Origin of the sequence: Prescottella soli, from assembly GCF_040024445.1 — a bacterium.
GTDB classification, from domain to species: domain Bacteria; phylum Actinomycetota; class Actinomycetes; order Mycobacteriales; family Mycobacteriaceae; genus Prescottella; species Prescottella soli.
In genome coordinates, this window is record NZ_CP157276.1 from 3,233,722 (window position 1) to 3,249,417 (window position 15,696).

Sequence of the window (15,696 nt, forward strand, 5' to 3'; positions counted from 1 at the left end):
CGGGGTGTGCCTGCATACACTCGGCTTCAGGCGAGGCTGCGTTTGAGGATCTTTCCGGTGGCGGTCATCGGCAATGACGTGACGAACTCGACCAGACGCGGGTACTTGTAGGCGGCCATCTGCGGCTTGGCCCAGTCGATCAGCTGCCCTTCGGAGATTTCCGCATCCTTGTCGAGAATGATGAAGGCCTTGACCTCCTCACCGTGACTTTCGTGCGGTACTCCGACCACCGCTGCCAGCGAGACGGCCTCGTGGGTCATGAGCACTTCCTCGATCTCCCGCGGGTACACGTTGAACCCGCCGCGCACGATCATGTCCTTCGCCCGGTCGACGATGTAGTAGAAGTCGTCCTCGTCTCGGCGGGCGAGGTCCCCGCTGCGGAACCAGCCGTCGCGCATCACCTCGTCAGTGGCGCCGGGCCGGTTGTAGTAGCCCCTCATCACGTTGTGGCCGCGAATTGCGATTTCCCCAACTACGTCTTCTCCGAGCACGGTGTTCCACTCGGAATCGACCAAACGGACCTGCACGCCCCAGACAGGAGTGCCGATCGACCCGGGTCGGGGTTCCCGCTCGGAGTCGCTGAACACCGCGAGCGGTGATGTTTCCGAGAGTCCGTAGCCTTCGAGGATCTGAACCCCGAAGCGCTCCTTGAACTGCTTGAGGATCTCGACCGGCATCGACGCTCCCCCGGAGATCGCCTTGCGCAGATTTTTGGCGATCCGTTCGATGTCGATTCCCTCGTCGAGCGTGTCGAGGGCCTTGAGCAACCCCCAGTACATGGTCGGAACGCCCGCGAAGACAGTCACGTCCTGTTCGTTCATGATCTGCAGGGCGGACTGAGCATCGAACCTCGGCAACAGGATCAACGTCGCCGCCACCGAGAACGCCGAATTCATGTTCACCGTCTGACCGAAGGTGTGGAAGAGCGGTAGCGCCGTCAGGTGCGTGTCGTGCCGGCTGGGCTGCGAGTCGAATAGACGGTTGGCCGTCAGCGCATTCAGCACCATGTTCGAGTGCGTCAACTCGGCGCCCTTGGGCTGGCCGGTGGTACCGCTGGTGTACAGAATCACCGCGGTGTCGGTGGCCTCACGCAGCGAACTCTCGAACTCGCTGGGCTGATCGGCCAGCGCCTGCGCCAGCGGGGTGATGCCCGCGCCAGTAGTCACGCGGTCTGCCCCGACCACGAAAAGATGCTCGCAGGCCGGGGCGTTGTCGAATCCCTCCCGGGCAAACTCGGCAATCGGCAGGTCCGAGGTGTCCTCGAAGCAGAAGTACGCCTTGGCATCCGAATCGGTCAGGTGATAAGCGATCTCACGGCCCTTGAGCAGAATATTCAGAGGTACCACGACCGCGCCGGCTTTGAGGATTCCGCAGTAAAGGATCGGAAACCACGGCACGTTCGGAAGGGAAATTGCCACCTTGTCACCGGACTGGATCCCGATCGAGACGAGAAGGTTGGCTACCTGATTCGAAATGGTGTCGACCTGGGCATAGGTGAATCGCTGTTCGCCGTGGACGAGCGCGTCACGGTCTGGATACCGACGAGCGGAATCCTCCAGGAGCATGGACAGATTGAGCATGTGTTTTTCTCTCTCGGTGTGGTAACGCGGTCATGGCGGGTGCAATGTGGTGCGCGGATCATGTTGTGATGTAAGGGTGTTGGTCAGGATCAGCCGAACACGGAACTGGCTGGTGTGTCGCGGCCAGCGGTGGATCTGCAGCTTCGCCAGGCTTGGTGCCGAAAGGCGTAGCCGGGTTGGCCGACCGAAATCGCCGTGTGCGGCCTTCGCACGCTCCGGCCCCGATTGACCCATATGCAGAGAGCGGAGTCCGGTGAGCTCACCCAGGCACCACCGATGCAATGTGTCCGATGATGTACGACACTTCGTACCGCGCTTATGTTGCGCATCACGTTATAGAACCTGCGCATCATTGGATTGACCCCGTGTCGCGGGTGGGTTGACATACTGTTGCACGCGGTCTGTCAGTTATCAGGCGCGCTCCGCTGATCACGCCCGGGCCCGTCGGCTCAAGCCCCCATCACCTGAGGACGCCGCGGGCCCGAACCTCCTGACGATGAACATGTGGCGCCCACCGCGACCGGGTGTGCACTCGGCGCAACCGCGCCGGCAATATCACCGCACCGACAATGTCCAACCATTACAGGAGAACCGGGAGGGTAAGGATCCCGATGGTCTTGGCACCGACAGCGCACCGGCCCGACGACTAGCTGTACTGATATGTAGAGAAGATTGTCAAGAGGCCATGGTGAGGCGCCGCCGGGGAGCGACCCCGACGGCGCCTCGTTGCTTCCTCGTCCGGAGTCTGCGTGGTGAGCGTGTCGGTGTGCGACGCGCGGTCAGACTGATATACGCGGGTTGGCTACCGCAGGACGGGGTTTCGGCTGGATCGGATCCGCTTGTCTAGCATCGAGCGTCGACCCTTGGGGGGTCTGCTCATAGGTGTGTCGCGGGTCGATCCACGCGCTGCCACCACTGCCCCGAGGAGGAAGCAGATCAGGTGGGGCCGGTCAGTCGTTCATGACCGCCAACGACCAACACCAACCGGCCAATTCGCGGGCGATCGCCACGTTCGCCACCGTCGACCGCTTTCGGCGTTCGAGGAACCGAACCCATCTGTCGTGCAGCCGACGGTTGCCCTCGTCTCCACGCGCCCGGGCAGCTGCCGGCGCCTGGTCCCACCGCGAACGCATCACCGCGCCGACGTGATACCGCGGCCTGTGATGCCAGGCTGCCTCGACCAGCAGCCTGCGTGCGTGGGTGTTCCCAGTCTTGGTGATAGAACCTTGTGCGCGTGACGAACCCGACGAGTGCTCCGACGGAACCAATCCGACGTAGGATCCGATTGTGTTGCCGGTGAACCGATTCCAGTCGCCGATCTCGACCGCCAACGCGAACCCTGTCAACGTGCTCACCCCGCGCAGGCAGCACATCCTCCGGACGGTCGGGGTGAACTCACTGCCGGTTTCCATGCCTTCGATCGCCGTGTCGAGGCGCCCACGCCTGGCCTGCATCGTGAGTACGTGGTCGTAGTCGGCGTCGAACGCCATCCGCGTCGCAGGCGAGGTCAACTGGGGTGCCGCGTCGGTGCGTAGCCAGCGGTCGTGTGCTCCGGTCCAGGCGGCGCCGCCGTAGTAGACGATGCCATGCCGCAGTAGCAGTTTCGACAGTCGATGTCGTGCTCGCATGAGATCACCGCGGCAGTCCTCACGAGCGCGCACGAGATCTCGGGCCGCTTCCTGATCCACGCTTGGGATCGACACGGCGCAGATCTCGTCGAGGCGCAGTAGCCGTGCAAGATGCAACGCATCTCGGGCATCGGTCTTGATCCGGTCCCCGGACGGTTTCTGCAGTTTCGACGGGGCGGCGACCTCGCACCGAATCCCTGACTCCGTCAATGCCCGATACAACCCGAAGCCGGTCGGGCCGGCCTCGTAGACGGCCGCCGCCGGCCCGGGTAGATCCGCGACCCAGGACCGGATGTGCTCATACGACGGGGTCAACCGGGCCTGGAACACCTCACCGGTGACGCTGTCGATCGCTGCCGCCGCGACCGAACGTGCGTGCACGTCCAGTCCTACGCTCGTACGCTCGGTAAACACCGGGGCCTCCCACAATTGTCGGATAGGCCGAGCAGGCAGTTTCGTTTGCTCGGTAACCCACGAATCTTGTGTGTGAGGTCCCGGCCCGCAAGAGCGGTCCACAGTCGCCTTCTGGGGCGTCCCTCGATCACCGCCGACCCGGCCGGCGCAGGCTGTCGATGTCAACGTGGAGCACGCGCAGCGCAGCGAGCATGAACGACGTTGACTTCGACCCCACGCCGGGCCACATCCTCACCAACCGAGGGACGCCGACCACTTGGAGTGAACTCACGACAAGTCGCGTGTCACTCCATACCGTCTAGCGCCTGATTTAGAGAGCGTCCCTCCAGGCCGTTGGACTCGAGCCGAACTCGTTTCGAAACCAGCGCGAGAAGGCAGAGAGTTCGGAAAACCCAAGCAGGCAAGCAACATCGGTTAGGGAACTCGTCCGGTTTGTGACATATCTCCGAGCCAAGTCCGCCCGGGTGGTGTTCAGAATCTCCGAGAATGTCGTGTTCGACCTGCCAAGAAGCCGATGTACCGTGGTGCGGTTGACCCCCAGGGTCTTCGCGACATGTTGGAGCGAGCACCGCCCCGTCGGTAGCGTGGATTCGATCAGTTCGCGAATGCGGTCGAGATCATCGACGGGCCGCGGACTGGCGATCGTTTCTATATATTTCTTCGCGAACGGTTGAAACGAATGATCGAACAGGTTGTTGGGGCTGTCGAGATCGCTGGCGTAGAACGCGAAACCATTGAAATTCTCGCCAAATCGGATCGAACTGCCCAAGCTGCGGCGGTGAAGCGTCAGGTCGGCCGGTGCGGCGTGCGTAAAGCACACGATTGCCGGAGCCCAGCGGCCGCCGACAACGATCTTGATCAGCCGAAGAAGTGACCCGACCATCATCTCGGAGAACTGCCTGGAGGCGCCGGCCGGGGTTGTGCCGAAATCAAGCCTCACCTTCGCGAGGTCGTCAGCTTCAACCATCCGCACGTTGATAGCCTCGCTATGAAGGTGCCGGTAGCGACTGAGCGTCATCAGAACACTGCGCACATCCGGTTCGCCCTGCGCGGCGACACTGATCGGGCCTAGATTCGAGATCTTACGGTTCTCTGCCAGGCGCAAGCCGAAGTCCGCGAGACCGGTTGCGTCCGCAGACAGCTCGAGGAGCTGGGCGGCGGCGTCGATGGCGATCCACTGATTTGGCATGTCCAGGTCAGCTACCTGGAGCCCGACCGACCTCAGCAACGGAAGTGGGTCACATTCCCGAGAACGAATGAGCTCCAGGCATCCGGTCAGCGCAGCGTTACGAACAAGGAGAGTCATCGAACCTCCTTTCGATCCTCGTCGAGCAACCGCCATCGTGGGCGGCACCGCACGGTAAATGCCTCGCGTGGTCGACTCCTGTGGGCACAGACCTCATCCCACTGCTACTCGGCCGGGATCCGCGGCAGCGTCGCCATCCTCGCACTCGTGCACACCTTACATTCGACCGGTCGTATAGCGTCCCCGCTCACAGGATCGGAAACCCTCACGCCCTCCTCCACGAGGGGAGCCACACCGAAACTGAATCGACGTCCGATGCGCCAGTGGGTCGTTGCTGTGACCCCTCCCCAGCAGTAACCGCGGGGCGACGCAATAGCGCGTCAAACAAGGTGCAACGTGAGGTCAATTCCCTTCCGGGTCTGGGCGCTAGAGTTTCGGTATCTGAAGGTTCGGATCCAGGCTTCACCGGACCGCAAATGAAGAGCACCCAACGAGCGAATCTATCGCCGCCGGCCGAGCTGGCTGAGTGTCCCTCTACCCCGAAAACAAAGGAGTGGTACCCATGCACACTTTTCAAGTCGAGGAATCAGCACCGGCTGGCAATTCCTCCTTTATCAATGTGAAGCAACTGACCCGGAATATCGGGGCCGAGCTGCTCGACATACAAATTACCGACATCACCCGCGATGACGCCCTCTTCGCCGAGGTGCAGTCGCTTCTCCTGAAGCACAAAGTGCTCTTTCTCCGAGACCAGGAAATGACACGTGCCCAACACGTGGAGTTCGCCAAGAAATTCGGTCCGCTCGAAGATGGCCACCCCAGCACCGACAATGAGTCGGGCGTTGTCCTGCTATACAAGGACATGTCGAGCGAGGGCCACTACGAGAATTCGTTTCATAGTGACACCAGTTGGCGGGAGACCCCCTCCGCAGCGTCCGTTCTCCGCTGCGTGGAACCGGCGGAACTTGGTGGCGACACCATTTGGGCCAACATGGTCGAGGCGTACCGCGAACTTCCTGATCACATCAAGGATGAGGTCAAGGATTTGCGTGCCCGACACAGCTTCGAGGCCGTGTTCGGCGCCTCCAAGCCGCTGGAAGTACGGCACGAACTGAAAGAGCAATTCCCCGATGCCGAGCATCCGGTGGTTCGCACGCATCCTGAGACGGGGGAAGAGGTCCTCTATGTGGATATTTTCACCACGCACTTCACCAATTTCCACACTCCGGACCGAGTTCGTTACGGTGCCGACTACTCGCCCGGCGCGAACGATTTGCTCCAGCATCTGAAGAGTCGGGCAGCGATCCCCGAGTACCAGGTCCGCTGGGCCTGGACGAAGAATAGCGTCGCGATTTGGGACAATCGATCTACGCAGCATTACGCGGTTCAGGACTACTGGCCGGCCGTCCGGAAAATGGAGCGTGCGACAATCGCGGGTGGCAGGACATTCTGAAATATCCCCTGCAGAATTACGCATTGCGGACCCACCCTCGAATAGCCCACGCCCCAATTTCAGCTCCTGAAGGAAACAGTAATGAGTAGGTTCGACGTCACCAAGACGAATATCGCGGTCGCGCAACTGATCGAGCAGACCGTCAACCCGCGGCACCTGTACCTGCTGCAGGCTTACAACCGACACCGCAACCTGGAGGTCGCCGGCCGGTGGGAGGAGATCTTCGCGCCCGACATGACGGTCGAGGAACCCGTCTACAATTTCAACACTTTCGGGCGCACGATCAGGCTCGAGGGTGCTGATGCGATCAAGAAGGTCTACAGCGAATGGGCCGGCACCGGGGAGTGCATCTTTTACGTCGAAGACGAGAGAATCGCTGTCGGCGACAATTTGATCTGCACCGACTTCGTTCTCTACCAGCAGACTCCAGGAGCCGCGCTCGCAGCTGAGGGCATCGATGTCGATCCGCAGGCCACCTACCTGATGAAGAACCGGCAGTACATGAACTGGCCCTACGATGACCAGGGGCGCCTCGTCGGTGAGGACGTGTGGGAGGTCGACCCGTCCACCCGCGAGTACATCCGGCTCGACCCGTCCGAGGTGCTCACCTGTGCACAATCGGCACCCCTGCTCGAACACCTGATCAAGCCTCTTCCAGCGCGCCCCTTCTAGCGAGTTCCCCGCCTCGCACCCCCGCTGGCGGCAGGGTTGGCGGGCGACGTCGCGGTCCGCGTCCCGGCGTCACCGGGTCGCCGCCGGGACGCTCGGGCCCCGCCTCCCGCGTGGCGGCCGGTATCGGTGGTGATTCGCTCCATATCGACGTCGGGCAGAGTCGGCCGCACGTCGCAGGAATCGGGGGGCGGGATGACAGCTCGACGCCGGCAACCGGTGCGGCGGTTCTCACGCTCTTCTTCGCTGCTCACCGCAGCCGCCGGTGCTGACCGCCGCGATCGTGCACGACGCCCGCATGCCCGTCGGCTGCCCACGTGGGCACGACGCCGCGGCCCGGATCGCGATCCTGCCGAGCGGCGGACCCGTGGAGCGGGTCGCCGCGGCGGCGGTGCGCACGCCATGGATCGAGCGGGACCTCCGCCACCACCACGACGACGTCGGTCCAGTACTACATCGTGACGATGAGCTGCACCGCTCCCGACGGCTCGGTGCAGCAGGGCGCGTGGGGCGTCGGGACCGCATGGCAGGCGGAGAACACCTTCGATATCGATCCAGGCTGGATCCGCCAGTTGCGTGACGGAATGAACATGTCACAGGCCACGAGATCCGATGGCATACAAGCCACTTCGTCGATATAGCGCTACCGCCGCTGGTATCATTTCAGACTTCCGATAGGAAATTTCTCATGAATAGTTTCGACGTCATCGACGATGATGTAGAAGAATTCGTATCATGGCGCTCATCCGGCAGTAGCTACCGTCACCGCGGTCACAACATTTTTTGGCGGGATGGCGGAACCGGTACCGGCGAAACGCTGGTGTGTATCCACGGTTTTCCGACGGCGTCGTGGGACTGGCATGCGATCTGGCCCGGCCTCACCGAACGGTTCGGGCGGGTGATCGCCCCGGACATGATCGGGTTCGGTTGGTCGGCCAAGCCTCGCGGCTACGACTACTCGATCTTCGACCAGGCGGACCTACACGAGAACCTGTTGCGAGAGCAGGGGGTAGGAAGCTATCACATTCTCGCGCATGACTACGGCGATTCGGTCGCGCAAGAACTGCTGGCCCGCCACGACGAGCGCCGGGGGGCCGGCGACAATTCACTGCTCGTCAAATCGGTATGTCTGCTCAACGGCGGACTGTTTCCCGAGACACATCGACCACGTCTGATCCAACGGCTGCTGCTCACCCCGGCCGGCTCCGTAGTGGCTGCGATGTTGACCGAACGTGCCTTCGTCCGCAGTCTCGCCGCGGTATTCGGCCCGCAGACCAGACCGACGTCACAGGAGATGCACCAGTTCTGGCGGTTGTTCTCCCATGACGGGGGCTACCGCAACGGGCACCGGCTGGCCCGGGGCATAACCGAGCGTGTGGAGAACCGGCAGCGGTGGGTCGGTGCATTGCAGAGGAAAGGCGTGCCGGTGCGCGTGATCGATGGCCCGCTGGACCCGATCTCCGGCGCGCACATGGTCGAGCGGTACCGGGAACTGGTACCCGACCCGGACATCGTGCTGCTGCCCGGCATCGGACACTATCCGCACGTGGAGGACCCGGACGCGACGTTGAACGCGTTCCTCGAGTTCCACGCGTGGAGATGATGCTCGGTGTCCTACTTCCGGCGTTGGCCTAAGTAATTTGACGGCCGAGGCGAGATCGACTGGTGGTCCACGTATTTCTCTCGCTTCGGCGAGGTCCCACGGCTTCCGCAGTCCCGATTAGATGTGTGAATTCCCATGAACTCTCATGAGTATCGGCAATGGCGCGATAGGCGTCGTGCCGCTTGGATCGAAGCCAACCGCAAGCGCAACCATCCTGAGGCCGAGGTTGAGCACCTCATCGACTTCGCCCTCAGGTGGGCGCCTTTTGGGGGCGCTACCGAGGAGGGCATACTTGTGAACTTCGGAATGACTACGCGCCGGTTCATCGAGCGATTGTGGCAGGTCATCCCTGAATTGAACTGTGTCAAGAACGAGATTCGCCTTTTAGTTTAGGGGGAGGCGGACCCGCCCGTACGTTGAATGCAATCGACAACCTGGGGTTGACGCTCGCGGATCGTCAACCTACGGTTGTCGTATGACGAATCCGGTGCCCATGACGAATCCTGTCCGCCTCGACGACCTGATCGACGCGATCAAGAAGGTCCATACCGACGCGCTCGAACAACTGACCGACGCGGTGCTGACCGCCGAACACCTCGGCGACATCGCCGACCACCTGATCGGGCACTTCGTGGACCAGGCGCGACGCTCCGGCGCGTCATGGACCGATATCGGTCGCGGCATGGGGGTCACGAAGCAGGCGGCCCAGAAGCGGTTCGTGCCCAAGGGGCCGGGCGAGCCGTCCGACCTCGACGCGGATCAGGGCTTCAGCAGGTTCACGCCCCGCGCCCGCAACGCGGTGATGGCCGCGCAGAACGCCGCCCGGGCCGCCGGCAACGACCAGATCGTGCCCGAGCACCTGGTCCTCGGCCTGCTCACGGACCCGGAGGCACTCGCGGTGAAAACGCTTGCTGCGCAGGACCTGGACGTCGACACGGTGCGGCGGGCCGTGCTCACGGTGCTGCCGCCGAAGGTCGATCAGCTGCCCGACCTCATTCCGTTCGACGCCGGCGCCCGTAAGGTCCTCGAGCTCACGTTCCGTGAAGCCCTCCGGCTGGGGCACAACTACATCGGCACCGAGCACATGCTGCTGGCGCTGCTCGAGCAGGAACACGGAGCGGGGGTTCTCTCCGAGCTCGGCTTCGACAAGTCGGCCGCCGACACGTACGTCGTCGAAACCCTCGCTGTGTTCCTGGCCGCTCAGCAGCAGGAGAAGTAGTTCTCCGCCAGGGTCATTGGGCGAACCGCAGGATCGCCGCGGCCGGGACCTCGTCCGGTACGTCGCCGGAGCGGAGGGCGAGGACCTTCGCCCCGGTCAGCAGTGCCCGGCGGGCGATCTCGTCCACCACGCCGTACGAGTGGTTGCCGTCGAGCTCGGCCAGCGTGACCGTTCCGCTGTCGGGGTCGATGGTGCCGGGCACGACGCCCTCGATGTCGACCATCAGCGTCTCGATCCGGCCGAACGTCGCCGACCGGGCCACGTCGGAGATCTCGACCTGTGCCCGTCCCTTGGAACGCAGTTCGTCGAACTGCTTGCGGGTCTCGGCGAGCTGCTGGGCGTAGTAGCTGTCGAGCACCTTTCGGCAGGTCTCCGCGATCTGACCGTCGGTCATCTCCTCCGGATTGCCGGGAATCCCCTCGTCGAGCAGCTTGTGGTAGTTGTTCACCGCGCGATACTGCGAGGCGGTCGGTTCCGCGGCCGCGAGAATCAGGGGAATGTCCCGGCCGGTCAGCACGCTCCGGAGCGCGTGGTCGATCGCGCGCACGTACTCGTGGACGCGGAGCTTGCGGCCCTCGTCGCCCTGTACCCGACCGTGCACCCGGCCCGGCGGGGTGCGCCCGAGCGACGACACCCCCGCGTAGCTGGCGGCGTCCGAGGGCAGGCCGGGAACGTCGATCTTCGTCGGTGGCTGATCGGCCGTGACCTCGATCATGCGCACGGAGCCCTCGGCGAGGGCCAGTACGTAGGCGGTCTGCGGGAAGGTCACCGTCCGCAACAGCGGCTTGATGTAGAAGCGATCGCCGACGATGACGGTCGATCCGAGTCGATTGGGTAGCCGATAGCGCCGTAGCCGGTCCGGGGTGGCGAGTACGACGAGGGAGCGGGCCTGATAGCGCCAGAACGCCTCGTCGTTGATCAAATCTTCGAATGCTTGCTCGAACGCCGCGCGTTCCTTCGGGTCGTCGACCTGTTCGACCGCGGACTTGACCTGGTTCGTGAACTCGAGTCGGCTCTTACCCGGATCCTGGATGTCGTCCTCGGTGGGCGTGTAGATCGAGATGCAGGTCGGACCCTCCACCCCGGCGAGCCGTCGGATCTCGGCATGACTCGGAATATCGCTGTAGAGCATTCCTCGACCTCCCGGTAGTTGGTCGTTTTCAGCGTACCCAGGAGGACGACGTCCTGGCAGGGGTTTGTTCGCGGCCCGGGAGACCTCGGGCCGCCCCGGTCATCTGCCCGCTCAATGGAAGAGGTCCTGGCCCGCATCCGCGTGCGATCGGTAATGATCTGGGGCAGTTGAGACTTGGAGGAGATATGGGACAGCTCGAAGGCAGGACGGCGTTCGTGACCGGCGCGGCGCGCGGGCAGGGCCGGGCGCACGCGCTCGCCCTCGCCGCGGAGGGCGCCGACGTGTTCGGCATCGACATCTGCGCCGACGTGGCGACCGTGCCGTACCCGTTGGCGACCGTCGACGAACTCGACGAGACCCGCCGGCTGGTCGAGGCGCTCGGCGTCCGGTGCCGGACCGCGGTGGTGGACGTGCGCGACGGGGCGGCGGTGGACGCGGCCGTCGCCACCGCGATCGCCGAGCTCGGCAAGATCGACATCTGCATCGCGAACGCGGGGGTGTGTGCGTTCGCGAAGACGTGGGAGCTCACCGACGAGATGTGGGGCGCCGTGGTCGACACCAACCTGACCGGTGTCTTCAAGACGCTGCGCGCGGTGGCACCGCACATGATCGAACAGGGATACGGACGCATCGTCGCGACGTCGTCGATGGGCGGGCACATGGGCACCCCGAACCTGTCGCACTACGTGGCCGCCAAGTGGGGCGTGATCGGGCTCGTGAAGACCCTGGCCCTGGAACTCGCCCGGTACGGGATCACCGTCAACGCGGTGTGCCCGGGCTCGGTCGACACCCCGATGGTCCACAACGAGGCGTTCTACGGACTGTTCGCTCCGGACATCGAGCACCCGACGCGGGAGACCGTCGAATCGCGGTACGCCTCGATCACGCCGATGCGGGTGCCGTGGATGGCCCCGGAGGACATCTCGCACGCGGTCCTCTATCTGGTGTCGGAGCAGGCGCGCTACGTCACCGGGACGTCGCTGGACGTCAGTGCCGGCAGTTCGGCGCTCATGCCCTGACCTCCGCCTCCGGGCCCGCCGCCGGTCACGCATCCGTTGATCTTGGTGTTATGTTCCGGTCGGACGCGGTCGGGTTCGCGCCCGACGGATGACGATGCGTACGGATCGGGGGATCCATGTCGACCAGGCTGACGGCGGTGGCGGCGGTCGCGCTGCTCGGATCTGCGGTGGTGGCGGGCACCGCGGGGGTAGCGACGGCCGAGCCGCTGCCGGGCGGTGCGCCGGGCGCCGGGCCGTGCGCGTCGGAGCTGTCGCACCACCTCGAGTCGATCATTCCCGAACGCCTCGAGGTGCCGGTCCCGTATCCGGTGATCACGCCGGTGCCCTACCCGGCCCCGGAGCCGCCGACCACCCGGATCGCGTCCGAGCCGCTGCCGGACGATCCGTGCGCCGACCCGTGCCCGGATCTGACGGACGCGGTTCCGCCGCCGTCGTCGCTGTCGACCGACCTGGGGATCCCGCAGATCGGGCTCAAGCCGACCCCGTTCCACTTCGGCATCCCGATCCCGGGGCCGGACCCCGACCCGCTGCCCCCGCCGCCGGATCCGGCGGACCCCGGTGTCGAGTCGGCGCCGCGCACCCCGGCCCCGCCGACGCCGCGGATCGGCAAGGTGGACCGGGTCGCGAAGCTGACGGGCGCGGGCTCGGTGAACCGCACCGACAAGCGCTGGCAGGTGCAGGGCACCGACCTGGGCATCATGTGGGAGAGCGCGCCCGGGCAGGTCGCGATCGCCTTCGGCGACACCATCGGCAAGGGGTTCCACCCGCCGGGCGGTCAGGGCGACGACTGGCGCAGCAACGTCCTCGCTTTCAGCACCGACCAGGACCTTTCGGACGGAATGACTTTCGACTCGATGGTGCAGGACGGCCGGTGCCACGCCGCGGAACTCCTCAGCAGCCGCAAGATGGACAACGTCGAGATCACCACCATCCCCACGTCGGGGTTCGCGATCGGTGACCGGCAGTACATGAGCTACATGTCCATTCGCACGTGGAACAGCATCCCCGGCACGTGGTGGACCAACCACGGCGGCATCGCCTACTCCGACGACGGCGGCTCCACGTGGGTGAAGGATCCGTACGCTCAGTGGGACAACATCTTCGGTGTCACCAACTTCCAGGTCGCGGCGATGGTGCCGGCTGGGGACTACGTGTACATGTTCGGTACCCCCAACACCCGGCTCGGTGCGGTGGGCCTGGCGCGGGTGCCCAAGGACCAGGTGCTGAACAAGTCGGCGTACCAGTACTGGCAGAACGGGAGCTGGACTCCCGTCGGCGGGTACACCGCCGCCACGCCGATCGTGCACGGCCCGGTCGCCGAACTGTCGGTGCACTACGACGAGTCCACCGACAAGTGGCAGATGTCGTACCTCGACACCGCGAAGACGGCAATCGTTCTGCGCGAAGCGGATTCGCCTCAGGGTGAGTGGTCCGACGGTGCACCCATGGTGTCGGTGGTGGACTATCCGGAACTCTACGGCGGCTTCATCCACCCGTGGTCGCGCGACAACGACCTGTACTTCACGATCTCGACGTGGTCGGACTACAACGTCTTCCTGATGCGGGCCCGGATCAACGAATAGCGAACAGGTCGGCGGCGGCCGCGACGGTTTGCGCGACGACGTCGGCGCGGTCGGGATCGAGGCCGTGGCGGCCGCCCTCGATCAGGATCAGCCGGTGCTGGGCCGGGATCAGGTCGAGCGCGGTGCGCATCTCGTCGGGCGTGCCGAACGGGTCGCGGTCGCCGTGCACGAACAGCGACGGCGTCCGCAGGTCCGGTAGGTGCTCGGTGCGCTGCTTCTCCGGCTTGCCCGGCGAGTGCAGCGGATACGACAGCAGCACCAGACCGTCCGCGACGTCGGGGCGTTCGGCGGCCAGCATCGTCGACTGGCGCCCGCCGTACGAGTGGCCCGCCAGGATCATCGGGCCGTCGGCGAGGCCGCGGATCGCGTCGGCCGCGGCGACGATGCCGTCCCGGTCCTGGCCGGCGTGGGCCTGGTTGGGCGGCCCGGATCCGCGACGCTGCCGGAACGGCAGGTTGTAGCGCAGCACCAGGAGTCCGCCTTCGGCGAAGCCGGCCGCCATGGCCTGCAACAGTTTTGCGTCGCAGTCGCCGCCGGCCCCGTGCGCGAGGACCAGCTTTCCGACCGGATCCGCGCCGGGGTGGTGCAGGTAGCCCTGCACGCCTTCGTCGTCGAGATGGAACGGTTCGCCCAGCGCACTCATGAACATCGAGGTTACCGTGGGAAGGTGCAGCGGCTGCGGGTGCTGGTCACCGGCGCCACCGGATACATCGGTGGCCGCCTGACGCCGCGCTTGCTCGCCGCGGGCCATGACGTGCGTGTGTTGGTGCGCTCTCCCGACAAACTGCGCGACATTCCGTGGGCCCGCCGGGTGGAGATCGTCCGCGGCGACCTGGGCGACCCGGATTCCCTCCGCGCCGCGACCGCCGGGATCGACGTCGTCTACTACCTGGTGCACTCGATGGGCGGGGCGCGGGAGTTCGTGGAGACCGAGCGGGTGGAGGCGTCGAACATGGCGGCGGCCGCCCGCGAGGCCGGCGTGGGCCGATTCGTCTATCTCGGCGGGCTGCATCCGGAGAACACCGAACTGTCCCCGCACATGCGTTCGCGCGCGCAGGTCGGCCGCATCCTGACGGAGTCGGGCGTAGCGACCCTCGTGTTGCAGGCCGGGGTGGTTATCGGATCGGGGTCGGCGTCGTTCGAGATGATCCGGCATCTGACCAACCGCCTCCCGGTGATGACGACCCCCCGATGGGTGAACAACCGGATTCAACCGATCGCAGTGCGCGATGTCCTGTACTACCTGGTGAGGGCGGCCGACGCTCCGCTGCCGCGCAGCCGCGCCTACGACATCGGTGGCCCCGACGTCCTGACCTACGGCGACATGATGAAGGTGTACGCGGAGGTCGCGGGGCTGCGCCGCCGCCGTGTGCTGGTGCTCCCGGTGCTCACGCCGCGGTTGGCGGGCCTGTGGATCGGGCTGGTCACCCCCATCCCGAGCGTGCTCGGGCGGGCACTGATCGAATCCCTGCACGACGACGCGGTCATTGCCGACCGCGACATCGACGACGTCGTCCCGCCGCCGCAGAGAGGTCTGACGTCCTATCCGACGGCGGTGCGACTCGCGTTGCGGCGCATCCGGGACGGCGAGGTGGAGACCAACTGGGCCAGTGCGTCGCCGGTGGGGGCGCCGTCGGATCCGCTGCCGTCCGATCCCGACTGGGCGGAGGAGGCCGTCTACACGGACGTTCGCAGCGCGGAGTGCGATGCGGACGCCGACACGCTGTGGCAGGTCGTCGAGAGCATTGGTGGCGAGAACGGTTGGTACTCTTTCCCACTCGCCTGGGTGGTTCGCGGGTGGCTCGACCGCCTGGTGGGCGGTGTCGGGCTGACTCGTGGGCGGCGTGACGCCCGCCGGCTCAACACCGGCGACCCGCTGGACTTCTGGCGGGTGGAGTGGATCGACCGCGGCTCACTGCTGCGGCTGCGGGCCGAGATGCGCACGCCCGGCGGGGCGTGGCTCGAATGGCAGGTGAGCGCGGACGGGCCGAACCGCTCGCGGCTGGACCAGCGCGCGATCTTCTTCCCGAAAGGTCTTGCCGGGCGGCTCTACTGGTATTCGATCCTGCCGTTCCACGGGATCATCTTCAAGGGCATGCTCGCCAACATCACCGGGGCCGCGGCGCGTGAGTGCACCGCGGCCGGGTGAG

General features: G+C 65.2%; 13 protein-coding genes. 7 read left to right on the forward strand and 6 right to left on the reverse strand.

The window, feature by feature from the left end; translation table 11 throughout:
* Positions 1–26: 26 nt before the first annotated feature.
* The 3 genes from ABI214_RS15120 to ABI214_RS15130 all read right to left on the reverse strand — a co-directional run bounded on the left by ABI214_RS15120 (position 27) and on the right by ABI214_RS15130 (position 4,928).
* A complete protein-coding gene (locus ABI214_RS15120) occupies positions 27–1,580 on the reverse strand; it encodes a long-chain-fatty-acid--CoA ligase (protein ID WP_348603342.1) in 1,554 nt (517 codons plus the stop codon).
* 950 nt (positions 1,581–2,530) lie between these two features.
* On the reverse strand, positions 2,531–3,622 hold the full coding sequence (locus ABI214_RS15125) for an IS110 family transposase (RefSeq protein WP_348603343.1): 1,092 nt from the start codon (positions 3,620–3,622) through the stop codon (positions 2,531–2,533).
* 310 nt (positions 3,623–3,932) lie between these two features.
* Positions 3,933–4,928, reverse strand: coding sequence for an AraC family transcriptional regulator (locus tag ABI214_RS15130; RefSeq protein ID WP_348603344.1), 996 nt, complete (start codon positions 4,926–4,928; stop codon positions 3,933–3,935).
* Between the two features lie 502 nt (positions 4,929–5,430).
* Between ABI214_RS15130 and ABI214_RS15135 the strand changes: the two genes are divergently transcribed.
* Entirely contained in the window at positions 5,431–6,321 is an 891-nt protein-coding gene (locus ABI214_RS15135; RefSeq protein WP_348603345.1) for a TauD/TfdA dioxygenase family protein, read from the forward strand.
* Between the two features lie 81 nt (positions 6,322–6,402).
* Positions 6,403–6,993, forward strand: a complete 591-nt coding sequence (locus ABI214_RS15140; protein WP_348603346.1) for a hypothetical protein — start codon at positions 6,403–6,405, stop codon at positions 6,991–6,993.
* 247 nt (positions 6,994–7,240) lie between these two features.
* Here the strand turns inward: ABI214_RS15140 and ABI214_RS15145 are convergent, their stop codons facing one another.
* Positions 7,241–7,423, reverse strand: a complete 183-nt coding sequence (locus tag ABI214_RS15145; RefSeq protein WP_348603347.1) for a hypothetical protein — start codon at positions 7,421–7,423, stop codon at positions 7,241–7,243.
* A gap of 255 nt (positions 7,424–7,678) precedes the next feature.
* On the opposite strand from ABI214_RS15145, the gene ABI214_RS15150 reads away from it, so the two are divergent.
* Both ABI214_RS15150 and ABI214_RS15155 read left to right on the forward strand, forming a co-directional pair.
* Positions 7,679–8,593 carry an alpha/beta fold hydrolase gene (locus tag ABI214_RS15150; RefSeq protein ID WP_348603348.1) on the forward strand — a complete coding sequence of 305 codons (915 nt, stop codon included), beginning with the start codon at positions 7,679–7,681 and terminating at the stop codon, positions 8,591–8,593.
* A gap of 475 nt (positions 8,594–9,068) precedes the next feature.
* Positions 9,069–9,812, forward strand: coding sequence for a Clp protease N-terminal domain-containing protein (locus ABI214_RS15155; protein WP_348603349.1), 744 nt, complete (start codon positions 9,069–9,071; stop codon positions 9,810–9,812).
* 13 nt (positions 9,813–9,825) lie between these two features.
* Here the strand turns inward: ABI214_RS15155 and ABI214_RS15160 are convergent, their stop codons facing one another.
* Positions 9,826–10,944: a hypothetical protein gene (locus ABI214_RS15160; protein WP_348603350.1), complete on the reverse strand. Its 1,119-nt coding sequence runs from the start codon at positions 10,942–10,944 to the stop codon at positions 9,826–9,828.
* 185 nt (positions 10,945–11,129) lie between these two features.
* Between ABI214_RS15160 and ABI214_RS15165 the strand changes: the two genes are divergently transcribed.
* Positions 11,130–11,963, forward strand: a complete 834-nt coding sequence (locus tag ABI214_RS15165; protein WP_348603351.1) for a mycofactocin-coupled SDR family oxidoreductase — start codon at positions 11,130–11,132, stop codon at positions 11,961–11,963.
* 116 nt (positions 11,964–12,079) lie between these two features.
* Positions 12,080–13,546, forward strand: a complete 1,467-nt coding sequence (locus tag ABI214_RS15170; RefSeq protein WP_348603352.1) for a DUF4185 domain-containing protein — start codon at positions 12,080–12,082, stop codon at positions 13,544–13,546.
* Here the strand turns inward: ABI214_RS15170 and ABI214_RS15175 are convergent.
* Positions 13,536–14,189, reverse strand: coding sequence for an alpha/beta hydrolase family protein (locus ABI214_RS15175; RefSeq protein ID WP_348603353.1), 654 nt, complete (start codon positions 14,187–14,189; stop codon positions 13,536–13,538). The two genes, ABI214_RS15170 and ABI214_RS15175, sit on opposite strands and share 11 nt — an antisense overlap.
* A 24-nt stretch (positions 14,190–14,213) precedes the next feature.
* Between ABI214_RS15175 and ABI214_RS15180 the strand changes: the two genes are divergently transcribed.
* Positions 14,214–15,695: an SDR family oxidoreductase gene (locus tag ABI214_RS15180; protein ID WP_348603354.1), complete on the forward strand. Its 1,482-nt coding sequence runs from the start codon at positions 14,214–14,216 to the stop codon at positions 15,693–15,695.
* The last annotated feature ends 1 nt before the right edge of the window (position 15,696 follow it).

What these genes read in the sequence shown, in the direction of transcription:
- ABI214_RS15120 (WP_348603342.1), bottom strand. Translation starts at nt 1,580, where the DNA reads ATGCTCAATCTGTCCATGCTCCTGGAGGATTCCGCTCGTCGGTATCCA.
- ABI214_RS15130 (WP_348603344.1), bottom strand. Translation starts at nt 4,928, where the DNA reads ATGACTCTCCTTGTTCGTAACGCTGCGCTGACCGGATGCCTGGAGCTC.
- ABI214_RS15135 (WP_348603345.1), top strand. Translation starts at nt 5,431, where the DNA reads ATGCACACTTTTCAAGTCGAGGAATCAGCACCGGCTGGCAATTCCTCC.
- ABI214_RS15140 (WP_348603346.1), top strand. Translation starts at nt 6,403, where the DNA reads ATGAGTAGGTTCGACGTCACCAAGACGAATATCGCGGTCGCGCAACTG.
- ABI214_RS15150 (WP_348603348.1), top strand. Translation starts at nt 7,679, where the DNA reads ATGAATAGTTTCGACGTCATCGACGATGATGTAGAAGAATTCGTATCA.
- ABI214_RS15155 (WP_348603349.1), top strand. Translation starts at nt 9,069, where the DNA reads ATGACGAATCCGGTGCCCATGACGAATCCTGTCCGCCTCGACGACCTG.
- ABI214_RS15160 (WP_348603350.1), bottom strand. Translation starts at nt 10,944, where the DNA reads ATGCTCTACAGCGATATTCCGAGTCATGCCGAGATCCGACGGCTCGCC.
- ABI214_RS15165 (WP_348603351.1), top strand. Translation starts at nt 11,130, where the DNA reads ATGGGACAGCTCGAAGGCAGGACGGCGTTCGTGACCGGCGCGGCGCGC.
- ABI214_RS15170 (WP_348603352.1), top strand. Translation starts at nt 12,080, where the DNA reads ATGTCGACCAGGCTGACGGCGGTGGCGGCGGTCGCGCTGCTCGGATCT.
- ABI214_RS15175 (WP_348603353.1), bottom strand. Translation starts at nt 14,189, where the DNA reads ATGAGTGCGCTGGGCGAACCGTTCCATCTCGACGACGAAGGCGTGCAG.